Below are 14,507 nucleotides of genomic sequence, written 5' to 3'. Positions count from 1 at the left end.
TACTTAGTAAATGAATATAAGTTTGTGCTAGAATTAACAACTGTTTTACTAATTAAATGGTGTTTGCTAACTATTTTCTGAGATGGACAAGGTGTGCTTCTGATTCACTTTGTTATCGTTTCGAGGATGCTTGGTGAAGTTAGGGGGTGCACGTGCAAATTTTAAGAAAGAAACTATATAAATCCGGCAAAAATTGGGTAATTGGCGTTGCTATTACGACAGTTGCTTTGATGGCTCCTCAACTATCAGTTTCGGCCGATGGCACACAGGCACCGCAAGAGCCGACAACAACTGAACAGGTTACTCAGCAGCCTGCAAAGACAGATCCCGCAGCAACAGCGACAGATCAATCTGCAGCTACTAATGCACAGCCTGCTAGTGTCAGCCCGGCGACGACAAGTCCTGATACTACCGCAGAAGCTAGCAGCGGCACCGCCGACACAGGTTCGCAAAACACCGTTGATCAAGCACCAGCAACTGATAATGGAACCGCATCTCAACCAGCAACCAATCCGCAGCAGCCTGAAACACCAACTGTACCTGTTTCGGCAAATACGAATAGTAGTCGCGATGGACTAACCCATACTGACGCACAAGAAGCCCGTTCGCAATATTTTCATGGCCGTTATTCACAATTAAATGACAATGGTGTTTTTTATGCAGGATTTTTGGACGCATCAATTAATAATTTGACTGGCAGCCAGATCAATGCATTAAATAACGACCACTGGCATGGCAGCCAAGGGACACCAAATCTGACCATCTCTGATTTGAATAGTATGAATCAAAGTGCAAACTGGCAGAATCCTAGTAATTCTTACCCAGCGGTCGATCCGACAAAAATTCAGAATCTGCCGGCTGCCGTCACCGTGGATACAAGTCCGAACCCTACAACCGGCCATGTCAATAATCAGCCAACGCAATTGGATGTCTGGGATTCCTGGCCAGTGCAGAATCCAACCGATGGTTCGATTCAAACGATTAGGATCGGCCGGCATACCTATCAAGTGGTGATTGCCATGGCTGGCGTGGGTGCTACTTGGTCTGACGGGCACTTGTATCTTTTCTATAAGGCTGATGATCAAAACAACCGTGATTTGACATCAGCTGCGATTGATCAGTGGAAAACAACCGGTGCCATCTTCCAAAATAATGTTGTTGAAGAGAATTATCAGTGGGGGTATAACCCTGATAATTCACCAGCACATGTTTATGCCGCATCTAATCCCGCTATCCAAGATCCTCGTTTAGGTTTCCATCAAGATAATCCGATTGAATCACAGCAATGGTCGGGTTCGGCTATTTTGAACGCGGATAATACGATCCAGCTTTATTACACGTCTGTTGAAATTGCTGATAATTATTCGCATTTAGCCACAGCGCAGCTGGGCTTATATGCGGATGCAAATGATAATCTCTATACGAGAGTTCTGAACGATCACATTATTTTTGATGGTGACGGCCAGCAGTATATGACCGACCAGCAGGCTTATGATGGCAAGGTTCAGGCGACGAAAAATGACCAGCCGTTAATGGATACGGCTCTGCGTGATCCGCATATCATTTTCGTAGCTAATGCTAGTGGCGGTACTGACCGTTACCTAGCTTTTGAAGGATCGGCGCCAATTAATACGCAAGATCATCTCCAAGATTTAAATAATCTATCTTCCTATTCATCAGATTCTCAAGATGCTGTCAATCAGCAATATTCGTTGCTAGCCTCTGATAGCGGTAGTATCGATATTGCTAAAGTTGCTAATTCTGTGATCGGTTTGATTAAGCTGAATGATGATAATAGTGTCGATACCGTTATGGCACCAATGATTACAGCCACCTTAGCTTCAGAAGAGTTGGAACGTCCATCAATCGTCTTTTTAAATGGCAAGTATTACTTGTTTACTTCGACAAGAATCGGACGTTCTTCGATTAACAACTCTGATGATGCGAACAACGTCATGATGCTGGGTTTTGTCTCCGATACGATCAATGGCCAATACCGTCCCTTGAATGGTAATGGCTTAGTCGTGTCAAGCTCACAGCCTAGCAATAGCAGGACCTTCAATTATTCTTATTTTGCCATCAAGGTGCCCAACAGTAATCGTGTGATTATTACTACCTACATGACGAACCGTAATTTTGCGGCTGGTGCCAATAATTATGCAACCTTTGGCCCTTCTTTTGAGATTGCCATCAATGGTGATCAGACCAGTATCATCCCGGGCTCTGTCATGGCTCAAGGAGCGATTGCTGAAAGTGCATCGGCTACAGCAATTGGTGCTTTTTTGGCAACCGTGGATCATTATGAAGCTGCGATTGTATCTTCTACTTCGACAAATTATACTGGCACGATCAGGAATTTGCCTGGCCGCAATGAAGGCATCTTTGTAAATGGCCCTGCACTGACTTCTGCTGACACGAGCACAGCTTCTGCTGAGTATTCTTCTTCGCAATTGCAAGGAGACCGCGTTCAGGTGTTGGGGCAAGCATTAACAGTTCGTTCCAATGGCAGCTACTACACATTTTTGAAGGTTCAAGATCTCGATCAGAACAATTTGGAATTCTGGATCGACCAGCGAGGCGTGGCTGCCAATGATTACGATTCTGTTATCTTAAATGAATCAAGAAATCAGTGGGCAACTGTTGCCAGCCGTCCTTATGATGGTGTTTATCTTCTTGGCCCAGCAAATACAAACGAGCAGACTACTGTTACTGGTGGCAACGGGCGGGCCTCTGACTTCAATGGGCATAATGTGCATGTCCTGCAAATCGAGACAACTCACAGAAAGACTAATAATCGAGATTATCAGTACGCTTATGTCAGTGATGGCAACCAGTCTTATTGGGTCGATGTCCGTGCACTGAATTTCGCGCCGTTTTCCCGTGTTATTCACAATTCATATGGATTGAATTATCAAGCTTATATTGCGGCTGGCACCCGTCGTGATGGTCTTTACGAGGATGCTGCAGCCTTATCGACGCCTGATGCGCAACATGATTTTGCGGTATCTAATTCAGTTAATCATCATATTGTCAATGTGCTGGAATCTGTCGAGACAGTTCGTGCCAACGGCCAGCACTATACTTATTTACGTGTTCATGACCAGAACATTCAAGACGGTGCTGGTATCAACGAGTATTGGATTGATACACGGTCTGTTTCGGTTTTTGATGTGCAATCTGCACCAACTACATTATCCGGCCGTTATGCCATCATCGCTCCCGGCCGCCGCACTGATTCAATCTATACTGCTGGACCGGCACTGACCAGTATCGCTACTCTGGATGGTAATGGTTCAATTGGCGATTATCGCAATCAGACAGTTCGGGTTCTTCAGAGCGTCACGACAACGCGCGCAAGCAACAATCTTCGCTATACCTATGTCCAGGTGACAAACGGATCTGACACTTTCTGGGTTGATTCTCGTTCTCTGAATGTCCAGCCTTATGCAACAAGGCGGACAGTCACTAATTTCCGAACCTCAGCTCGTATCAGCGAACCTCAAGGACGCAACGATATGGTGTATGAAAACGGGCCGGCTTTGACGAGCAATGATACAGTTGTACCGATGGCTGTACTAAAAGACCTGCACTTGCAAAACCGTGCGGTAACCGTTCTGGCCGTCGTCGAAACTAATCGTGGCAGCAGCAGACAGCCGCGACTATATCAATACGCACAAGTCCGAGTTTCAGGCACGAACCAAATTTTCTGGGTTGACCGTCGCGCTTTGGCTTAACTGACATTTTAGTTTATTAAAAAGCGACCATCCATGGTCGCTTTTAATTTGTCCTATTTAGTTTTTACAACTGCCCAATTCTTTTCAGCCAGGTATTCACCTGCTGGCGCGTCTCAGCCTCTTTGCTGCCTTTCATGACCAGCATGATGTGGTAAATTTCTTCGCCGCCTTTAGTCGAAAAGCCTTGCTGCAGGTTGCCATTCATGCGTTCTGCAATGTCTTGGAAACTGCTGCCGGTCCCGTAACCGCCATTCGTATTGAAGGGGATGACCGTTTTACCAGTCAAATCATATTGATTGAGGAAACTTTTCATTGGTGGCGGCAGCTGCATTCCCCAAGTCGGCGCACCTAAAAAGACTGTGTCATATTTACCGATGTCTTCGATACCACCCTTTAAGGGCGGCAGGAAATCGCTGGCGTTTTCGTCTACAACTTGATTCACCTGAGCCCGATAACCCTTAGGATAAGGTGCGGCAGTCTCGACGTGAAAGAGGTCACCGCCGACTTCATCTTGGATCATGCGGGCGACGGCCTCGGTGTTGCCTGTGCGGGTCACATAGGCGATTAGAATATTTTTCATAGGATATCCTCGCTTTTATATATTGAGTATAGGATTTGTGCGCTAGAATGTCAGCTTTCGCTCAATTGAAAACGCTTACAATATATGCTAGAGTGATTCTGTCATTGAGATTTATAAAATAGACGAGGTGTTTTATGTATCGAACAAGTTTTCCAAAAGGCTTTCCTGAAGGCTTTTTATGGGGCGGCGCGACGGCTGCCAATCAAATCGAAGGTGCCTGGAACGTCGACGGCAAGGGGCTGAGCACGGCTGAAGTTGTTCAAAAAGCCGCTAACCGCCGTGAACTGACCTTGGATGGCGTGACGCAAGCATCCATTCAGACGGCTGTCGCTGATACCGGCGATAGATTGTATCCCAAACGGCGCGGGATTGATTTTTACCATCACTATAAGGAAGATATTGCGCTGTTTGCCGAGATGGGCTTTAAAGTTTACCGTTTTTCCATCGCTTGGTCGCGGATTTTTCCTGACGGTGATGAGGCTGAGCCTAACGAAGCTGGTCTGGCATTCTATGATAGAGTCCTGGACGAATTGGAACATTATGGTATCCAGCCGCTGATTACTTTGTCGCACTACGAGATGCCGCTGGCTTTGACCGAAAAGTATAATGGCTGGGCTGGCCGCGAGGTGATTGCGGACTTTAATCGTTTTACCGAGGTTCTTTTCAAACGCTACAAAGGCCGCGTGCGCTACTGGCTGACTTTTAACGAAATTAATTCCGGGACTTGGGGCTTTCATGAGACTGGTGCCGTGGATCAAGGACTGCCTGAAGATCAGCAGCTGCAGATTCGTTACCAAGCACTGCACCATCAATTTGTCGCTAGTGCGATCGCGACAAAACAGCTGCACGAAATTGATCCTAAAGCCAAAATTGGTTCCATGCTGGCTAGGATGCAGACTTACGCTAAAACGCCGGATCCGCTGGATGTGCGGGCGGCTCAATTGGAAGACGAGAAGAATCTCTTCTTTACAGACGTGCAGGCGCGCGGTGTCTATCCAGAATATATGAACCGTTATTTTGCTGAACATGAGATTAAAATCGACATGGCAGACAATGACGAGCAGATTCTGGCGCAAAATCCTGTCGACTTTCTCAGCTTCAGTTACTACATGACGACTGTCACATCGCATGCAGACCAAGGTGATTCCTTAGGCAATCTGGCTATCGGCGGACGTAATCCCTATCTAAAGGCTTCGGATTGGGGCTGGCAGATTGATCCTGTCGGCCTGCGGATTAGCCTCAACGAGATGTGGGATCGTTACCGCAAGCCATTATTCGTTGTCGAAAACGGCCTCGGTGCCGTTGACCAGCTTGAAGCTGATGGTCATGTGCATGATAATTACCGGATTGATTATCTGCGGGCGCATATCCAGCAGATGAAAGAAGCCGTGAAAGACGGTGTTGATTTGATGGGCTATACGATGTGGGGACCGATTGATTTGATCAGTTTTTCCACTTCGGAAATGTCCAAGCGCTATGGTTTTATCTACGTCGATCAGGACGATGAGGGCAATGGCAGTCTGAAACGCTACAAAAAAGATTCCTTCTTCTGGTATAAAAAAGTCATCGCCAGCAACGGGGATGACCTGGATTAGTCTGTCCAAAAAGCCTGAAAAGGGCTTTTTTGTTACCAAGCGGCGACTGCACCGTCAGTCCGGGAATCCGAACCGCCGACGTAGGTACCAGTCTGGGGATTACGCCAGATGATCTGGCCGCGGCCGAAGCTATTTGCTTCAGGGTTGATCGTGATGTGATGGCCGGCGGCAATTAATTGCTGAATCAAGGCATCAGAAAAAGTTCTTTCCAGCTGAACATTTTTATCGCCAGTCCATTGCCAGCGCGGCGCATCTAAAGCGCCTTGCGGATCCATGCCGAAATCAATACAATTCATCAAGGCTTGGACATGGCCTTGCGGCTGCATAAAGCCGCCCATGACGCCAAAAGGCCCGATTGCTTGGCCGTCTTTAGCGAGAAAACCAGGAATAATCGTGTTCAAAGGCCGTTTTTGACCGCCGATGAAGTCTGCAGATTGAGGATTTAGTGAGAAATTACAGCCGCGGTCGTTCATCGCAATCCCGGTGCCGGGGATGACGACACCACTGCCAAAACCCATGTAATTGCTCTGGATATAAGAAACCATGTTGCCCTCGCTGTCAGCTGTACAAAGATAGACAGTTCCACCTGAATCCGGGCTGCCAGCTTCAGGAAGAGCAGCCGTATCGGTGATTGTTTGACGGCGTTTTGCCAAATAGGACTGGCTGATCAGACGAACAACGGGCAGGGTCATGGCCTTGGGGTCGCCGACAAATTGAAACAAGTCCGAGAAGGCTAGCTTGATAGCTTCAATCTGCTTGTGGAGCGTGTCAACGCTGTCATGAGCGGCGAATTGGAAAGCATCGAGAATTCCTAAGGCTTCTAGTGCAACAATGCCTTGGCCGTTTGGCGGCAGTTCAAAGACATCATAGCCGTGATAATTGACTGAAATCGGGTCGACCCATTCAGGCTGGTATGCAGCTAAGTCTTCTAATGATAGAAAGCCACCAGCTTTTTGGGATGCTGCCGCAATTTTTTCAGCCAAGCAGCCGCGATAAAAAGATTCTGCGTTCGTCTCGGCAATTTCTTTTAAAGTCCTGGCGTGATCCGGGCTGGACCAGCATTCGCCGGCAGCGGGTGTATAGCCATTAGGTGCAAAGACGCGTTCCCATTCTGAAAATAGACTGGCAAAACTTGGCGAAGCCGCAGCGTGTTTTTGATAGATCTCATAGGCACGATGCCAATATCTCGCTAAGACTTGCGGCAGTGCATAGCCGTGTTCTGCGTAATCGATGGCTGGCGCCAGATCTTCGGAAAGTGATAACTTGCCGAATTTTTGGACAAGTGCTGCCCAAGTCGCCGGTGCACCTGGTATGTCGACTGGGTCCCAGCCTAAATTCGGTATCGTGTGATTGCCTTGTGCCAGCAGTGCATCTAAGGACAGGCTTTTAGGGGATGGGCCGCTGCCGTTTAGGCCGTAGAGCTTGCCATGAAAGTTAATGATCGCAAAAGCGTCGGCGCCGATACCATTGGAAGTTGGTTCTGTGACTGTTTGACAAGCAGCTGTGGCGACGGCCGCATCAATCGCGTTGCCGCCTTGTTTTAAAATCGCTAGGCCGGCTTGGGCGGCAGCTGTCGTTGAGGTAGCGACCATGCCGTTCTTAGCGTAAACGGGCTTTCGCGAGCGCATGTAAGGATTAAACTGATTAGTATAAATTGACAATGAAGCTCCTGTATCGTGAACAAATATCCGTTTATGCTTCTTTATACTGCAAAATGGGTAGAATAGTCATGTTTTTGATATAAAAGTATGTGTTTTCTTTAAAAATCTGTTATTTTTTAATTTTCTTGTTCACAATTTGTCTTATAATTAATTTCAAAATTTATCAGCTAAGGGCTTTTTATAAGCAGGAGTAATATGGCATCGAGAGGTGTGTATCGATCATCAGGCCGCGGGAATACCAATGCTTGGTATTTGTCCGAGACAGAAGAGAGGAATCTGAAATGGAAGCAGGATTATAAGCGCGTCAAACAAGAAATCAAACAGGCCTATCTGGATGGTGCACTGTTTACGCTTTTTTTCGCCGCTGCAGTTGAGCTGCTCGTGATTCTGGCAATTATTGTGTACCGTATGTTATTAGGCGAGACGCCGTTAACGCCTGGTTGTTATCTAGACCAGGCTTTGCAGCACGTTGTGAGCTTATTTGTCAGGAAATAATAATTAAAAAAAACGGGAAAATCCCGTTTTTATTTTGCATATTTTTTGATAATTTGGCAAAGCAGGGCCGTGGCGCCAACGCCAACTTTATTATCGTAGTAACTTTGGAAACGGTCGTCTTGCAGATACATGTCCGCTAGGCCGCGATGAGCCGCTGCAGAGTATTGCGGCCATGTCATTTCTAACCAGGCCTTATGGTCTTCAAAAGCTTGTCTGGCCTCTGGACTATTGAGGCCACGAGTGCGTATAAGTGCGGCCAGTTGTTTGAAAAGATCTTTTTCCAAAGCTTGGAAACGCTCGTAATCCGCTGCAGTCATGTGCAGCATTTTAGCATTGGCCGCTTCGACTGTTTGATTGCCGTATTTTTCCCTGATTTCCTTACCGTACTGCTGCTCATTTGTTTTCAGCATTTGAGTCTTGAAAGCCGTGAATTTTTCTTCGTCTGTCATATGTTTTTGTCCTTTCTCGTCAAGAATTGTCTGATCAGCCAGTTCGATTAAAGCGTCCAGTTTTTGTCTTTTAGCCAGCAGCGCCTGTTTTTGTGCTGTTAAGACTTGTAAACGGTCAGCATGTTCATCTGCCAGAATGGTTTTAATCTGCTGAATGGAAAAGTCGAGCTCCCGGTAAAAGAGAATCTGCTGGAGCTGGTCGACTTGCTGCTGATCAAATAATCGGTAGTTGTTTTCAACTTCTCGCTGAGCCTTCAATAAGCCTACTTTTTCATAATATCGAACGGCTCTGGGCGTAATCCCAGCCAGTTCGGCTAATTCATTGGTCTGATACATGCTGCCTCCTTGACAAAGATTAGCTTAAAGTATGACCTAAGGTCAATGTCAAGGAAAGTTTGATTTTCCTAAAATTGAAGCGAATTTTTCATTGCTTGTGAAACTTTGGGAATGATTGTGAAATCTTTTGAAAGCGCTTGCAAATGCGCTACAATGGCGTACAATGATCCTTGTAATATGATTCACAAGTAGCGGGATGTGATTTTTACAAGGGAGGAAGATTTATGTTAAAAGTTAGCAAAACGCTCAAGGGTATTGCGTTAACTAGTGCTGCATTGATGAGTTTGAGTTCCTTTACACTTGTTGCGCCGGCTGTATTGCCCAACGTGGTAATCAGTGCCAGTGCGGCCAAAGCTGCCAAACAGACAGCTGGCAAGAAGCTCAAGAATGGCAGCTACAAACTGGCTGAACAGGGATATAGCCATGGTTACCGGATTGTGATGTCCATGAAAGTGAAGAATGGCAAAATTGTTTCCAATAAATACGACTATCTCAGTCCCAAAGGCAAATCCAAGACCAAGGATGCGGCTTACGAAAAAGCCATGAAGAAGGTCAATGGTATTGGCCCGAAAGAGTATATTCCAAAGCTGCTGAAATCTTGGAAGAAGGCCGGCAGTAATGTTCAGACGATTGATACTGTGACGGGTGCGACTGATTCATCCTGGACAATCAAAAATTACGCCCAGCAATTAGTTCAGGCTGCGCAGGCCGGCAATCACAAGACAATCAAGATTGATAACACGGCTGCTTTAAAAGACGGCACTTACCGTTTGGCTGAGCAGAATTACGCCCACGGTTACCGGATCGTCTTTTCGATTCAGATCGCAAACGGCAAACTGGCCAAGTCGAATTTTGACTATGTCAATGCTCAAGGCAAGTCCAAGACTGTTGATACTGCTTATGAAAAAGCCATGAAGAAGGCTAACGGCGTCGGCCCTAAAGAGTATATTCCGAAGCTGAATGCTGAATTGCTGAAGTCAGAAAGTGCCAAAGAGCCGACTGCGGTTGTCGACACGGTATCGGGTGCAACCGATTCGTCAAGCATGTTTGTGATTTATGCACAACAGCTGCTTGACCGGGCACAGGCTGGCCATCACAAGACAGTCAAAGTTTCAAATATTGTCTACGCCGAATAATGAGTTCGGCTGTCTGCAAGATTGATAGCATGCAAAACACTTGTGGTCCAAGATGGTTGGATGACAGGTGTTTTTATGCTGTTAAGATAGATAAAATCGAGGTTTTTCATGGTAAATAGCAGTCGTTACGGCCGAGTAACCTGGCCGATTTTCTTGGAATTGATTAGCCTGCCGCAAAAGACGACAGCCTTAATGCCGCTGCTCTTCGGCTTTGTCTACGCACAATATGCCTTTGGCAGGATCGATTGGGTCAATACGCTGATTTATTTCGTGGCGCAGTTCTGCGTGGCGTTATTTGTATCCGGTTTTAACCATGTTCAAGATTTTAAAAAGGCCAAGGATCCGGCTTATTTAAGGGCAACTAATATCATAAGTAGAGAACACTTGAATCCTAGAAAAGTACTTGAATTAATGTTTGCTATTCTCTCACTGGCCTGTGTCTTAGGGCTGATTCTGGTCTTCCGGACAAATTTGATTCTTTTTCTGATCGGCGGCGCGGCTATTTTGGTGGCGATTTTTTACACAGCCGGACCGATTCCGTTATCCAGGCTGCCCTTAGGCGAGGTTCTGTCAGGCCCAGTGGAAGGCTGCGGTACGATTTTTATTGCTTCTTTTATTAATATGCGCGAGCTGCCGATGGGAATTTATTTTCACAGCGGCTGGGTGATTGATCTCGTGATTAATCTGCCGCTGATGATTCAATTGATCCTGGTTGGCCTGCCTTTTGCGATTATGGATAGTACCGTCATGTTTGCCGATAATATCTGCGATCTGACACAGGATATTCATAATGAACGTTTTACGCTGCCTTTTTATTTAGGCAAGAAGCGCGCTGTCCAGATTTATCCGCTATGGCCGCTGGCTGCATTGCTTTTCCTAGTGATTTCTGTCTGGATTGGTTACCTGCCAGTCTGGAGCCTGCTGACGATTCTGCTGCTGCCGTGGATTATTAAAAACGTCCGTATTTTTATGCGCCGGCAGGACAAACAGACGACTTTTCACACAGCCATTAGTAATTTGTTAATCATCGACGGGGCACAAGTTCTGATCATGGTTATCTATTTATTTGCTGCTTAATATAAAGGTTAGATATGTTAAAAGCGCGAAGGCTAGAATCGCAAAGCCGTCGCGCTTTTTTAGTTGTGGCCGGTAGAGTTTTGTTCTGGAGGCAGCCGGCCGATAGCCGCGCGAAGCCATGGCGGTCGCTAATTCGTCGGCACGATGAAAGCTGGCGATGAATTGGGGGATGAAAATCGGGATGACGGCCTTCATTTGCTGGAAGACGTTTCCCTGGCCAAAATCAACCCCGCGAGAACGTTGTGCTGTCATGATTTTGCTCGTCTCATCCATCAGCGTCGGGACAAAACGCAAGGACAAGGCCAGCATGAAGGCAATTTCGTCAATCGGCAAATGAAAGATTTTTAGAGGTGACAACAGGCTGGCGATGCCATCGGCTAAAGTCGTCGGCGAAGTGGTCAGCGTCAATAAAGTCGAGATAAATATGATCAGGACAAAACGGAAAAAGATCAGGATGCCGGAGGCGAAGCCGTATTCCGAGATTATTAGCCAGCCCCAATGCCAGTAAACGCGGCCGCCGGTGAGAAACAGAACCTGCATTAAAACCGTAAAAATAATCAGCCAGAGCATGGGCTGGATGCCTTTGAGAAATATTAGCAGATTAATTTTCGCCATGGCGACGGCGATGAAGATAAACAAAAACAGCAGCAGGCTGCTTTGCCAATTATCGGCAAAAAAAGTTAAGGCAATAAAAGCCAGTGTGATGACTAGTTTCACGCGGGCATCCAGCTTATGTATTACGGTGCTGCCAGGGAGGTAGCGGCCGATCAATAGACGGTCCAAGTTCATAACTGGCCTCGCCGATGTAGGAGAACTTGTGCGATTTGGTTAGACAATGCGTTTTCGCTTGTGATGCCGTTTGACAGCGGGAAGCCGGCTTTTTTTAATTCAGCCGCGAATTTAAAGGCTGACGGCGGGCGCAAATGGTTAGCCTGCAGGCGTTTCTCATCGGAAAAAATATCTTGTACAGTCCCTTTTTCAGCCACTTCACCTTGATTCATGACAATCACTTGATCGGAATAAGCCGCCACTTGATCCATTTCGTGGCTGACCATGATAATTGTCCTGCCTTGTCGATTCAGTTCCTTGAACATGGCCATTAGTTCCTGCTGGCCGCTGGGGTCCAGGCCGATCACAGGTTCGTCAAGTAATAAGATATCAGGTTCGGAGATTAAAATTGCGGCAATCGCGGCTCGTTTTCTCTGGCCGCCCGAAAGGTCCAGGGGTGATTTAGTCAGTATCGAAAGGGGTAGATGCACGATGTTGAGGACTTTTTTGATGCGCGATTTAGCAGTCTGTTCGTCGATGCCGAAATTCTTCGGGCCGAAAATCAGGTCCTGTTCGACAGTCTCTTCAAAGAGCTGGTTCTCGGAAAATTGAAAAATAAAACCGATTTTCTGGCGGAAACTTTTCAGGTTTTTCAAGCTGCTTTTGGCACTGAGCTTGGTCTGGCCAACGGTTATTTGGCCGCTGGCAGGGAGAATCAGGCCGTCGATTAATTGCAGGATCGTCGATTTGCCGCTGCCGGTCCGGCCAATAATTGAGGTAAAAGAACCGGTCGGAATCTGAAAACTGACTTGTTTTAAAGCCGCACTGTGAATTGAGGAAGCTGTCTCATATTGAAAGCTTACATTGTCGAATGCGACTGCCATAGAAATTCAATCAGCTCCTTTGTTTGATGATATGTTTTCGGAATTTTCACGCCCTGCCTGTGCAAATCCGCCTGCAGCTGCTGTAAAAAGGGCAGCGAGAGGTTGTTTTCGGTCAGCAGGTCCGGTGTTGAAAGCAGCTGGTCAGCGCTAGTATCGGCCGCAATTCTGCCTTGGTTCATCAGCAAAACGCGATCGGACAAGGCCAACTCATTTAAATCATGGCTGATGGAAATAATTGTCAGCTGTTTTTGCGCGCGTAATTTTCGAATCGTCTGCCAGACTTCATCGCGGCCGTCCGGGTCAAGCATACTCGTGGCTTCATCGAGAATCAAAATTTTGGGCTGAATGGCTAATATACCCGCGATCGCAACACGCTGTTTTTGACCGCCGGAAAGCAGTGCCGGCTGTTTGTCAGCAAATTCTGCCATATCGACAGTCTTTAAAGCAGCATAAGCGCGCGCCAGCATTTGATCGCGCGGCACTTGTAAATTTTCCATGCCAAAAGCCACGTCCTCGATGACACTACCGGCGACAAATTGATTATCAGGATTTTGAAAAACGATACCGATTTTCTTGCGGATATCCCACAGGTTTGCTTGCGACAAAATTTGGCCGTCAATTAAAATCCGGCCGCTGTCAGCTTTTAACAGGCCGTCCAATAGAAAAATCAGGGTGCTTTTACCAGATCCGTTTTTCCCGACAATTGTCAGCCACTGGCCAGCCTCGACTGTAAAACTGACCTGGTCGACACTTTTTTCTGCAGCCTCAGGATATTTGAAACTTAAATTTTCTGTCTCGATCATCGACATGTCAGGCCTGACGATCCAGCAGGTCTTTTGTCAAACTGATGAGAATTTTTTTGGCGGGTTTATCCGGCAGGCAGTCGATTTGTTTTAAAGCAGTTTGTGTGTATTGTCGCACATAGGCTTTAGCTGCTTGAATGCCGCCAAAGGCCATCACGCCGCTCACGACTTGCTCGGTATCAGCGTCGCTCATGCGATTTTTTTTGGCTAATAAAGGCAGAAAATAGTCGCGCTGCTGCTGCATCGCCAAGATCAGCGGGGCTGAATAGACGCCTTGACGGACGTCGCTGTGAACTGGTTTGCCTAATTGGCTGCTGCTGTCTGTGTAGTCTAAAATGTCATCCATCAGCTGAAAAGACATGCCGATATTCAAGCCGATTTTGCCGGCTAATTGGGCAAACTGGGCATCACCGCCGCCCTCATAAGCACCGAGAAAAGCGGATAGGGAAAACAGCTGGCCCGTCTTGCCGGAGATCTGCTTTAAGTATTGATCGATGGAAATATTCGTATCATAACGCTCGGCCATTTGAACCATTTCGCCGTTTAAAATGCTTCCCATCCACTGGCCATATTGCTGAATGCCTTTGAAATCGCTGGCGTGGTCGGCGAGCAGATTAAAACAGACGACAAATAAATAATCGCCTGAATAAACAGCTGTGCTTTGTCCAAATTGTGCCTGAATCGAAGACTGCCCGCGGCGAGTCGGCGATTGGTCAACGACATCATCGTGAATCAGTGTTGCCATGTGCAATGTCTCAACGGCTGCCGCTAAAGCAATCATTTTTTGGCGGTCGGCTTTTTGAAACATAGAAAAGAGCAGCAGGTAGGCTGGCCGCAGCAGTTTGCCGCCGCTGTCCATCATGCTGACAATGGCTTTGGAGACGGGCTTATTGTCTGTCTGAATGTTGTTTTCCATCAAAGCCATGGTTGATTCTAATTCCGGCTTGATCAGCGGGTATTTGTTCCAGATGGGATTTATTTTCATGCCT

12 protein-coding genes are annotated in these 14,507 nt (G+C 46.8%); 5 read left to right on the top strand and 7 right to left on the bottom strand.

Features of this window, described 5'->3' with window-relative positions:
- Nucleotides 1–152 precede the first annotated feature (152 nt).
- Nucleotides 153–3,734 carry a GW dipeptide domain-containing protein gene (locus OKIT_RS00165; protein WP_007744218.1) on the top strand — a complete coding sequence of 1,194 codons (3,582 nt, stop codon included), beginning with the start codon at nt 153–155 and terminating at the stop codon, nt 3,732–3,734.
- A gap of 64 nt (nt 3,735–3,798) precedes the next feature.
- Here OKIT_RS00165 and OKIT_RS00160 read toward each other — a convergent pair whose 3' ends face one another.
- On the bottom strand, nt 3,799–4,314 hold the full coding sequence (locus tag OKIT_RS00160; protein ID WP_007744217.1) for a flavodoxin: 516 nt from the start codon (nt 4,312–4,314) through the stop codon (nt 3,799–3,801).
- A 134-nt stretch (nt 4,315–4,448) separates the two neighbouring features.
- Here OKIT_RS00160 and OKIT_RS00155 point away from each other — a divergent pair, with 134 nt between their 5' ends.
- Complete coding sequence (locus OKIT_RS00155; protein ID WP_007744216.1) at nt 4,449–5,909, top strand: glycoside hydrolase family 1 protein; 1,461 nt, start codon at nt 4,449–4,451, stop codon at nt 5,907–5,909.
- Nucleotides 5,910–5,941: 32 nt separating this feature from the next.
- On the opposite strand, the gene OKIT_RS00150 is transcribed toward OKIT_RS00155, so the two are convergent.
- Complete coding sequence (locus OKIT_RS00150) at nt 5,942–7,570, bottom strand: gamma-glutamyltransferase family protein (protein WP_007744215.1); 1,629 nt, start codon at nt 7,568–7,570, stop codon at nt 5,942–5,944.
- A 195-nt stretch (nt 7,571–7,765) separates the two neighbouring features.
- Between OKIT_RS00150 and OKIT_RS00145 the strand changes: the two genes are divergently transcribed.
- Nucleotides 7,766–8,065: a hypothetical protein gene (locus tag OKIT_RS00145; RefSeq protein ID WP_007744214.1), complete on the top strand. Its 300-nt coding sequence runs from the start codon at nt 7,766–7,768 to the stop codon at nt 8,063–8,065.
- Nucleotides 8,066–8,094: 29 nt separating this feature from the next.
- Here the strand turns inward: OKIT_RS00145 and OKIT_RS00140 are convergent, their stop codons facing one another.
- Nucleotides 8,095–8,850, bottom strand: coding sequence for a MerR family transcriptional regulator (locus tag OKIT_RS00140; RefSeq protein ID WP_007744213.1), 756 nt, complete (start codon nt 8,848–8,850; stop codon nt 8,095–8,097).
- A gap of 224 nt (nt 8,851–9,074) precedes the next feature.
- Here OKIT_RS00140 and pplA point away from each other — a divergent pair, with 224 nt between their 5' ends.
- On the top strand, nt 9,075–9,986 hold the full coding sequence (gene pplA, locus OKIT_RS00135; protein WP_007744212.1) for an extracellular electron transfer flavoprotein PplA: 912 nt from the start codon (nt 9,075–9,077) through the stop codon (nt 9,984–9,986).
- A gap of 108 nt (nt 9,987–10,094) precedes the next feature.
- Nucleotides 10,095–11,063, top strand: a complete 969-nt coding sequence (locus tag OKIT_RS00130) for a UbiA family prenyltransferase (protein ID WP_007744211.1) — start codon at nt 10,095–10,097, stop codon at nt 11,061–11,063.
- Here the strand turns inward: OKIT_RS00130 and OKIT_RS00125 are convergent.
- The 4 genes from OKIT_RS00125 to OKIT_RS00110 are packed head-to-tail and all read right to left on the bottom strand — an operon-like array spanning nt 11,049 to nt 14,503.
- Complete coding sequence (locus OKIT_RS00125) at nt 11,049–11,852, bottom strand: energy-coupling factor transporter transmembrane component T family protein (RefSeq protein ID WP_007744210.1); 804 nt, start codon at nt 11,850–11,852, stop codon at nt 11,049–11,051. The genes OKIT_RS00130 and OKIT_RS00125 overlap by 15 nt on opposite strands.
- Nucleotides 11,849–12,715: an energy-coupling factor transporter ATPase gene (locus tag OKIT_RS00120; protein ID WP_007744209.1), complete on the bottom strand. Its 867-nt coding sequence runs from the start codon at nt 12,713–12,715 to the stop codon at nt 11,849–11,851. The genes OKIT_RS00125 and OKIT_RS00120 overlap by 4 nt, the downstream gene beginning before the upstream one ends.
- Nucleotides 12,691–13,524, bottom strand: coding sequence for an energy-coupling factor transporter ATPase (locus tag OKIT_RS00115; protein ID WP_007744208.1), 834 nt, complete (start codon nt 13,522–13,524; stop codon nt 12,691–12,693). The genes OKIT_RS00120 and OKIT_RS00115 overlap by 25 nt, the downstream gene beginning before the upstream one ends.
- 1 nt (nt 13,525) lies before the next feature.
- Nucleotides 13,526–14,503: a polyprenyl synthetase family protein gene (locus OKIT_RS00110; protein WP_007744207.1), complete on the bottom strand. Its 978-nt coding sequence runs from the start codon at nt 14,501–14,503 to the stop codon at nt 13,526–13,528.
- Nucleotides 14,504–14,507 lie beyond the last annotated feature (4 nt).

Origin of the sequence: Oenococcus kitaharae DSM 17330 (assembly GCF_000241055.1) — a bacterium.
Lineage (GTDB): Bacteria > Bacillota > Bacilli > Lactobacillales > Lactobacillaceae > Oenococcus > Oenococcus kitaharae.
Note: the sequence above shows the minus strand (reverse complement) of the source record. Positions and strands in the feature narration are given on the sequence as shown.